General features: G+C 63.0%; 10 protein-coding genes. 6 read left to right on the top strand and 4 right to left on the bottom strand.

The window, feature by feature from the left end:
* Positions 1 to 337: MFS transporter (locus ABW043_RS00220; RefSeq protein WP_353919236.1), on the bottom strand; the 337-nt coding region annotated here is incomplete at its 3' end.
* A gap of 230 nt (positions 338 to 567) precedes the next feature.
* On the opposite strand from ABW043_RS00220, the gene ABW043_RS00215 reads away from it, so the two are divergent.
* The 3 genes from ABW043_RS00215 to ABW043_RS00205 are packed head-to-tail and all read left to right on the top strand — an operon-like array spanning position 568 to position 3309.
* Positions 568 to 1311 (top strand): ABC transporter ATP-binding protein, encoded by a 744-nt coding sequence (locus ABW043_RS00215; RefSeq protein ID WP_353919235.1) that lies wholly within the window; start codon positions 568 to 570, stop codon positions 1309 to 1311.
* Complete coding sequence (locus tag ABW043_RS00210) at positions 1308 to 2840, top strand: permease (protein ID WP_353919234.1); 1533 nt, start codon at positions 1308 to 1310, stop codon at positions 2838 to 2840. Before ABW043_RS00215 ends, ABW043_RS00210 begins: the two co-directional genes overlap by 4 nt.
* A 1-nt stretch (position 2841) precedes the next feature.
* Positions 2842 to 3309 carry a GNAT family N-acetyltransferase gene (locus tag ABW043_RS00205; protein ID WP_353919233.1) on the top strand — a complete coding sequence of 156 codons (468 nt, stop codon included), beginning with the start codon at positions 2842 to 2844 and terminating at the stop codon, positions 3307 to 3309.
* On the opposite strand, the gene ABW043_RS00200 is transcribed toward ABW043_RS00205, so the two are convergent.
* From ABW043_RS00200 to motA, 3 genes are all read right to left on the bottom strand, one after another.
* Positions 3306 to 3479, bottom strand: coding sequence for a DUF1328 family protein (locus ABW043_RS00200; protein WP_353919232.1), 174 nt, complete (start codon positions 3477 to 3479; stop codon positions 3306 to 3308). The genes ABW043_RS00205 and ABW043_RS00200 overlap by 4 nt on opposite strands.
* A gap of 65 nt (positions 3480 to 3544) precedes the next feature.
* Positions 3545 to 4468 carry a flagellar motor protein MotB gene (locus ABW043_RS00195; RefSeq protein WP_353919231.1) on the bottom strand — a complete coding sequence of 308 codons (924 nt, stop codon included), beginning with the start codon at positions 4466 to 4468 and terminating at the stop codon, positions 3545 to 3547.
* A 73-nt stretch (positions 4469 to 4541) separates the two neighbouring features.
* Positions 4542 to 5405, bottom strand: coding sequence for a flagellar motor stator protein MotA (motA, locus tag ABW043_RS00190; protein ID WP_353919230.1), 864 nt, complete (start codon positions 5403 to 5405; stop codon positions 4542 to 4544).
* A gap of 189 nt (positions 5406 to 5594) precedes the next feature.
* On the opposite strand from motA, the gene ABW043_RS00185 reads away from it, so the two are divergent.
* The 3 genes from ABW043_RS00185 to ABW043_RS00175 all read left to right on the top strand — a co-directional run bounded on the left by ABW043_RS00185 (position 5595) and on the right by ABW043_RS00175 (position 7734).
* A complete protein-coding gene (locus ABW043_RS00185; protein WP_353919229.1) occupies positions 5595 to 6026 on the top strand; it encodes a hypothetical protein in 432 nt (143 codons plus the stop codon).
* 110 nt (positions 6027 to 6136) lie between these two features.
* On the top strand, positions 6137 to 7240 hold the full coding sequence (locus tag ABW043_RS00180; RefSeq protein WP_353919228.1) for a THUMP domain-containing class I SAM-dependent RNA methyltransferase: 1104 nt from the start codon (positions 6137 to 6139) through the stop codon (positions 7238 to 7240).
* A gap of 125 nt (positions 7241 to 7365) precedes the next feature.
* Positions 7366 to 7734, top strand: coding sequence for a response regulator (locus tag ABW043_RS00175; RefSeq protein ID WP_353919227.1), 369 nt, complete (start codon positions 7366 to 7368; stop codon positions 7732 to 7734).
* Positions 7735 to 7738: the final 4 nt, after the last annotated feature.

The raw sequence follows: 7738 nt of genomic DNA, 5'->3' as shown, positions 1-7738 counted from the left end.
GCAGCAGCACCAGCGACCAGTAGTCGGGTGCCATGGCACTGCCAACATTGCCCAGTGCAAACAACGCCATCAGCGCCAGCAACAGCGGCTTCCGCGGCACCCGCGCGAACAACACCGCAATCAGCGGCGCGCCAACCACCACGCCAAGGGCATAGGCCGAAATGACATGCCCGGCCTCAGGCTCCGTCACGCCAAGATCGCCCGCCAGGTTGGGCAAGAGGCCCATGATGGCAAATTCGCCCGTTCCAATGCCGAACGAACCGATAGCCATGGCAAAAATTGCCAGTTTCGTTGCAAGGCCGCTAAGGCCCTGAATAGGCGCAACGCCGTTCGTCATGGCAAAGTCCAACACTATATGGGCCCGATGCAGACGCATCAGGCCGATCAAAAACACTTATTTTTCAATGACCAGGAGGGAGGCCCGGTTGTCGACAAGCTAGCCGTACCGCTGGGTTCGCGACAACCTGCAATTCTTGCAACCCTGCCCCACGCGAAATCTTGAGGATTTCGATTCACTCGCCAGCAAGGCGCGCACTCTAGAGTTCAGGCAATCCGCTCGGAGCCTCCATGCCCGTCCCCGCCCTTGCCATCACCGACCTAGCCAAGAGTTTTGATCGCCCCGTTGTAGAGGGCCTCGATCTCACCGTCGCCGCTGGCGAGTTCTATGCACTTCTCGGTCCCAATGGCGCGGGCAAGACCACAATCCTGCGCATGGTCGCCGGCCTTCTCGCGCCCGATGCCGGCATTATCGAGATTTTCGGCACTGACGTGCGCAAAGACCCGGTCGGCGCCAAGCGCCTCCTCGCCTGGGTATCCGACGAACCCATGGTCTATGACCGCCTGACTCCGCTCGAATATCTCGACTTCGTCGCTGGCCTCTGGCAGGTCGAGCCATCTCGCGCCCGAGAAACGGCCAACGACCTCCTCGCTCTTCTGGGCCTGAAGTCCCACGCCAACGAACTCTGTGGCGGCTTTTCCAAGGGCATGCTGCAAAAGGTCGCCCTCGCCGGCGCCCTGATCCATGATCCGCGCCTCATCATCCTCGACGAGCCTCTCACCGGCCTCGATGCCGGCTCCGCCCGCCAGGTGAAAGACGTCCTCCTCGAAAAGGTCCGTAAGGGCGTCACCATCATCATGACCACCCATATCCTCGAAGTCGCCGAACGGATGGCACAGCGCATCGGCGTCATAGCCGGCGGCCGTCTCGTCGCCGAGGGCACGCTCACCGAACTGCGCGCCCGCACCGGCCGCGAATCGACCCTCGAGGAAATCTTCCTCGAACTCGTCGAAACGGCGTCTGCCGCCCCATGATGGCGCCCCCCGGTTCGCTCCTCTGGTTCGCACGTCACGAATTGCGTCTCGCCTGGCGCGATTGGCTCGCCATGATGACCGGCGGCCGTCGCGTGCGGCTCTTCGGCTTTCTCTTCGGCGGCCTCGCCATCTATGCGCTCCTCCACTTCATCGCGGCCGCCATCATCGCCCCCGCAGCGGCCAATGGCATAGCCGCAGATAAACCCACCCTCGTCATGGTGACCGGCATTGGCCTGCTGTTCTTCTCGGTCATGCTGTCGCAAGCGCTCGAATCCATCACCCGCGTCTATTATTCGCGTTCCGATCTCGACCTGATACTCTCCTCCCCCGCCTCGACCCGCAGCCTTTTCGCCGTCCGCACCGGCGCGGTCGCTCTGTCGACGGCCCTCCTCAGTGCGCTACTCGCCAGCCCGATCATCAACATGCTGGCATTTTTCGCCGGCTACCATTGGCTCTGGGCCTATCTCGTCCTTCCGGCCTGTTCCGCGCTCGCCGTCGCCATTGCCATGGCGCTCACCATGGGGCTTTTCCGCCTCGTCGGCCCCAAGCGCACGCGCCTCATCGCCCAGATTCTCGCCGCCATTGTCGGCGCCGGTTTCGTCATCGGCATTCAGGCCGTCGCCATTCTCTCATTCAACTCCTATTCCCGCTTCGCGCTCTTCAGCTCGCCCGATCTGCTCGCCGCCCTGCCGAGCCCGGACCACTGGCTCTGGCTCCCCGCCCGCGCCGTCTTGGGCGACGCAGTTTCGGCGGTGCCCGTCATCGCAGCCTTCCTCGGTGCGCTGGCCCTCGCCATGCTGTTCTTTTCGCCCAGCTACGGCCGCCTCGCCGTCGCCGCGGCAAGCGTCGGCCAATCGACCCGCCATCGCACCAGAACCGGAACCTATTTCACCGGCCGCAGCCAGGCCCAGGTCCTGCGCCACAAGGAATGGCGCCTGCTGCAGCGCGATCCCTGGCTCCTGTCGCAAACGCTGATGCAGATGCTCTATCTGCTGCCACCGGCCCTGCTCCTCTGGGTCAATTACGGCGAAGGCGCGGGCGCCTTCATCGTCATCGTGCCCGTCCTCGTCATGGCATCAGGCCAATTGGCCGGCGGGCTCGCTTGGCTGGCACTATCGGGCGAAGACGCCTACGACCTGGTCGCAACTGCCCCCATCCCGGCCCAGAGCATTCTTCGCGCCAAGATCGAAGCCGTTCTTGTCGTCGTCGCCGCAGTCCTCGCGCCGCTCCTTGCCCTCCTCGCGCTCAATAGCTGGACCATGGCACTCGCCACCGGGCTCTGCGCCATTCTCTCGGCGGCCTCGGCCACGGCGATTCAGGTCTGGTTCCGCATTCCCATGCGCCGCGCCATGTTCCGGCGCCGCCAGGTCGCCTCCCGTGCCGCCACCATTTCCGAGGCCTTTGCCTCGATCACCTGGGCTGGCACCGGCGCCCTGCTCTCCGTCGGCTCCTGGGTCGCGGGTCTGACTGCCATCATCGCTCTGGTCGTGCTAGGAATTTCCCGTTCCCTTTCGCCGCACCGAAGCTGATATGTCCGACCTCATCTACCGCGACGCCCGCCCCGAAGACGTTCCCACTATTCTCATCCTTTGCCATGCTGGCGACGCCCGCGGCGCCGACACGCCGCCGCTGGATCAGGAGACCCTGACCGACCCGCGCTATCGCGCTGCTTTCGATGAAATATCGCTCGATCCCAATCATCGGCTCATCGTTGTCGAGCGCGACAACGAGATCGTCGGAACGCTTCAGATCAGCTTCCTACCCGGACTGCCGCGGTTCGGGATGAGAAGAGCTATCCTCGAAAACGTCCACATCCGCGCCGATCAGCGCGGCAACGGCCTTGGGTCGCAAATGGTGCAATGGGCCATCGAGCGCTGCCGCGAGGCAGGCTGTGGCATCGTCCAGCTAACGTCCAACAAGATCCGCCTCGACGCCCACCGCTTCTATCGCAAGCTGGGCTTCGAGCAGACCCACGAGGGTTTCAAGCTGCTTCTCTAGAAGAGGATCACCAGCCCCATCACGGCCAGTAGCACCATAATGCCAATGCCGATCAGCATCAGCACGAAGATGATCTTGGCGAGGCCCGCCGCACCTGCGGCGACACCCGTGAAGCCCATGGCGCCGGCCACGAGGGCAATGACGATCAGAATGAGCAATAGTTGGAACATGACGCTTCTCGCAAAATTACGATGCGAGAAGAACGTCACGCGCTATGCAGGGTTCCGCGAAGACCTCAGGGCTTCAGGCCCGCGGGCACCGGCGGGGCAGTCCGCAGCACGGTGATCTTCACGCGCTCATTGGCCGCCATATAGGGGTCGTTCGGGAAGAATGGTTCATCCGAGGAGCGACCAGCCACCGACTTGATGCGATCGTCGGTCACCCCGAATTCGCCCAAGGTCGAGCGCACCACATTGGCGCGGTCGGCCGAAAGCTCCCAGGCGCCGTAGCGCGGGTTTTCGTAGCGACCACCGGCCGCTGTATGGCCCGAAATGGTCATCTGCGAATTGAGCTGCTGCAGGAACGGCGCCATGGCGGCGATAGCAGCGCGGGTCGGCTCCAGCGGATACTTCGAGCCTTCAGGGAACATGCGCTTGCCCTGCTGGTCGACGATCTGGATATCGAGCCCCTCTTCCGTTTCTTCGACGATCAGGTTGTCGATGAAAGGCGTCAGTTCAGGCATCGACTGCCAGGCCTGGCGGATGCTTGCCGCAGCCGAGTGGAATTCCTGCGAGTCTGCAGACTTGAGATCGAATTCGGAGTCGCTGGACGCCTCCATCTCGCTGCCATTTTCACGCGCGTCGCCGCCTGCGGAAAGTTCGGCCTCGCCGGTCACTGCCTCCGCCGGGGACGCAGGTTCTCTGGCCGTGATGTCGGAGGCAGAGCCCGACATGCTCGACCCAGCGTCGTCCATGGCCTGTCCGCCCATGACACCGCCAGCGCCGCTAGTGGCTGAAACGCTCACCGACGGCGGCGAGAAATAGTCCGCAAGCCCCTGCTTCTGCTCAACCGTCGTCATGTTGATCAGCCACATCAGCAGGAAGAACGCCATCATGGCCGTCACGAAGTCGGCGTAGGCGATCTTCCACGCACCGCCATGGTGGGCGTGCCCACCCTTCTTGACCTTCTTGATGATGATCGGCTGTTCGAAATTCGCCATGACGTGCCCCCTGGCAGCGTTTGGGCCGCCCGATCTGTGGGGAGATCGCGCGGCCCGCTAGAAACTTGAAAACTTAGGTGGCAGACGGCAGAGCTGCAGTGGCTTCTTCGACTTCGTTGAAGGTCGGACGCACATCGCTCATCAGCGCCTTGCGGGCGAACTCGACGGCCATCACCGGCGGCTGGCCGCTGATGTGGGCGAGAAGGCCAACCTTCATCGAGAGGAAATACTTGGATTCGGCTTCGAAGATGCCGCGCAGCGACTGGGCCATCGGGCCGAAGAAGCCGTAGGCGACAAACACGCCGAAGAAGGTACCGACGAGTGCGCCACCGATGAGGTGGCCGAGAACTTCCGGCGGCTCGGTGATGGCGCCCATGGTCTTGATAACGCCGAGCACGGCGGCCACGATGCCCAGAGCCGGCGTACCGTCGGCCAGGGCCTGCATGGCGCCAACGAGCTGTTCCTGCTCCTGGTGGTGGGTTTCGAGTTCCTCGTCCATCAGCGCTTCCATCTCATGGGCATTGTTGGTGCCCATGGTGACCATGCGGAGATAGTCGCAGAGAAATTCGACGGCGTGGTGGTTCTTGGCGAAAGTTGGGAAGCGGTTGAAGAGTTCGGAGTCGTGCGGGTTTTCGATGTGGGCTTCGATGGCGAGCACGCCCTTGGCCTGGATCAGCTTGTAGAGGCTGAACTGCAGACCGAGCAGCTCGACATAGGCTGCCTTGTTGTAGCGCGGGCCCTTGAACAGCGTAGCGAAGATGCTCACCGTCGATTTCAGCACGCGGCCGCTATTGCCGATGATGTAGGCGCCGATGGCGGCGCCCAGAATGATGACGAACTCGAATGGCTGCCAGAGCACTTCGACGTGTCCGCCCATGGCGGCATAGCCGCCGAGCACGCAGGCGAAAACGAAAATAACACCAATAATGAGACGCATCGAACCCGACCTGACGCAATACTAAAACAAAAGCAGGGGGAGCAGACCCAACCCGTCTTCTCCAGCGCCCTCATAATGCCGGGTTCAGACTTAACGGCGGGTATATTTTGCCTGCTGTCTTGTACTTGCGGCGATTTGGCTCAAAATTGCCAAGGGCCGTCCTGAAGGCGCCCCTGGAGAACTTCCCCTATGCTGCGCTACGCCGTGCCCGCCCTGCTCGCACTCGCCCTGATCACGCCTTCCATCGCCAGCGAAGAAGAGGTTTACGCCAATATTGAAGCTCTCCATGGCGACGCCGATGGCTTCTTCGAAGTCTTCGCCGGCGTTCAGGACGCCACCATGTTCAATCCGGTCGATATCACCGGCTACGCCTTCTATCCCCTGACCATCAACGCCAATGGCGAGACCTACGACATCCTCGAAGAACAGGACTTCATCGACAATTTCGACAGCCTGATCCTGCCCGAAACCCTCGAAGCCATCGGCTCTCAGGATGTCGGCGACCTCATCGTCACCAGCGAAGGCGTCGGCCTCGGCAACGGCGCCATGTGGATCACCAACATCTGCCTCGACGACGCCTGCAACGAAACCCAATGGGGCATTCTGTCCATCAACAACTGATCGGTCAGCTCGGAAAGGCATCTCCCTTCCATCACCGTTGCCGGGCTTGTCCCGGCAATCCATCCCTCTCCACCATTGCCCCGGCCCCTCGACCCGGCTAGTGCTGGCGCATGACCGCCAGCTTTCCCATCTTTCTCGTCTCCACCCCGGGCCTTGAAGCTCCGCTTTGCGCCGAAGCCCTCGAACAGGGGTTTGCCGGCGCCGCCGTCGTTGATGGCGGCGTTGCCTTCACCGGCACCTGGGCCGACGTCTGGCGCGCCAACCTGGTCCTGCGTGGCGCGACGCGCATCCTCGCCCGCATCGGCGAATTCCGCGCCATGCACCTGGCACAGCTCGATAAACGCTCTCGGAAGATTCCGTGGGGCGACTTCCTCAACAAGTCCGTCCCTGTGCGCGTCGAAGCCAGTTGCAAGCGCTCGCGCATCTATCACGCCGGCGCAGCCGCACAGCGAGTCGCCACCGCCATAGCCGAAGAATTCGGCGCCCCGGTCACCGAAGATGCTGACCTGCGCATAATGGTCCGCATCGAGGATGATCTCGTCACCCTCAGCATCGACACCACGGGCGAGTCGCTGCACAAGCGCGGCTTCAAGGAAGCGGTCAACAAGGCGCCCATGCGCGAAACAATGGCTGCCATGTTCCTGCGCCAATGCGGCTATACCGCCACCCAAACCGTGCTCGACCCCATGTGCGGCTCTGGCACCTTCGTCATCGAAGCCGCCGAGATCGCGCTTGGCCTGCCTCCCGGCCGCGAGCGCAGCTTCAGCTTCGAGAGCCTCCCCTCTTTCAACGCCAAAGCCTGGCGGACCCTGCGCGGCGCCTGCGAGCCAAAGACCACGGAGCTACTCTTCCACGGCTCCGACAAAGACCCCGGCGCCATCCGCATGGCTACAGAAAACGCGGCCCGCTCGGGCGTCTCCGCCCTCGCCCATTTCGACCAGAAATCCATAGAGGACCTTGAGCGACCTGCGGGTCCTCCGGGCCTCGTCATCCTCAATCCTCCCTACGGCACCCGCATCGGCGACAAGGCTCCGCTCGTCACCCTCCACCGCACGCTGGGCACCGTACTGAAGACCCGCTTCAAGGGCTGGCGCGTCGGCATCATCACGGCCGACAAGAACCTCGCCGGTGCCACGGGCCTCAAATTCGAGCCCGCCCTGCCCCCAGTCCTCCATGGCGGCATCCGCGTCGCGCTCTATCGCGCGCAGCTCTGACGCTGGCCGCTTCAGATGCTCGCAATTTTAAGAAAATGCTAACCGTGCCGCCAGCCATGCGCTGACCGCATGCAACGTTCGGCTTGTGAAGGACTTCCCCTTGTGCTGCGCCAATGGGGAATCAGATGTCACACATTGCCAAGATACTGGTCGTCGAAGACAATCCGCTCCTGCTGCTTGATCTCTGCGATCAGCTGATCGAGCTAGGTTATTCGCCCGTCCCTGCCACCAATGCAGGCGCCGGCGCGCACCTTCTCGACGAAACCGTGGATGCGCTCATCACCGACATCGAGCTAGGTGCCGGTCCCGATGGCTTGGCCCTGGCGCGTCTCGCAGCCAGCACCTTGCCCCACCTGCCTATTGTCGTGGTCTCGGGCGGCGTGCGCCCCACCCCGGCCGATCTCCCGGCAGACGCGCTGTTCTTCCCCAAGCCCTATCGCGTCGAAACCCTGCTCGGCGCCCTCCACCGCTCTTCCCACGCTCACGCGGCCTGAAGCC

The organism is Devosia sp. (assembly GCF_040509215.1).
Lineage (GTDB): Bacteria > Pseudomonadota > Alphaproteobacteria > Rhizobiales > Devosiaceae > Devosia.
The sequence above is the reverse complement of the archived record's forward strand: the minus strand, read 5'-3'. Positions and strand labels throughout refer to the sequence as shown.

Coding starts and splice junctions, on each gene's coding strand:
- ABW043_RS00200 (WP_353919232.1), bottom strand. CDS start 3,479: ATGTTCCAACTATTGCTCATTCTGATCGTCATTGCCCTCGTGGCCGGC.
- ABW043_RS00215 (WP_353919235.1), top strand. CDS start 568: ATGCCCGTCCCCGCCCTTGCCATCACCGACCTAGCCAAGAGTTTTGAT.
- ABW043_RS00185 (WP_353919229.1), top strand. CDS start 5,595: ATGCTGCGCTACGCCGTGCCCGCCCTGCTCGCACTCGCCCTGATCACG.
- ABW043_RS00175 (WP_353919227.1), top strand. CDS start 7,366: ATGTCACACATTGCCAAGATACTGGTCGTCGAAGACAATCCGCTCCTG.
- ABW043_RS00205 (WP_353919233.1), top strand. CDS start 2,842: ATGTCCGACCTCATCTACCGCGACGCCCGCCCCGAAGACGTTCCCACT.
- motA (WP_353919230.1), bottom strand. CDS start 5,405: ATGCGTCTCATTATTGGTGTTATTTTCGTTTTCGCCTGCGTGCTCGGC.
- ABW043_RS00210 (WP_353919234.1), top strand. CDS start 1,308: ATGATGGCGCCCCCCGGTTCGCTCCTCTGGTTCGCACGTCACGAATTG.
- ABW043_RS00195 (WP_353919231.1), bottom strand. CDS start 4,468: ATGGCGAATTTCGAACAGCCGATCATCATCAAGAAGGTCAAGAAGGGT.
- ABW043_RS00180 (WP_353919228.1), top strand. CDS start 6,137: ATGACCGCCAGCTTTCCCATCTTTCTCGTCTCCACCCCGGGCCTTGAA.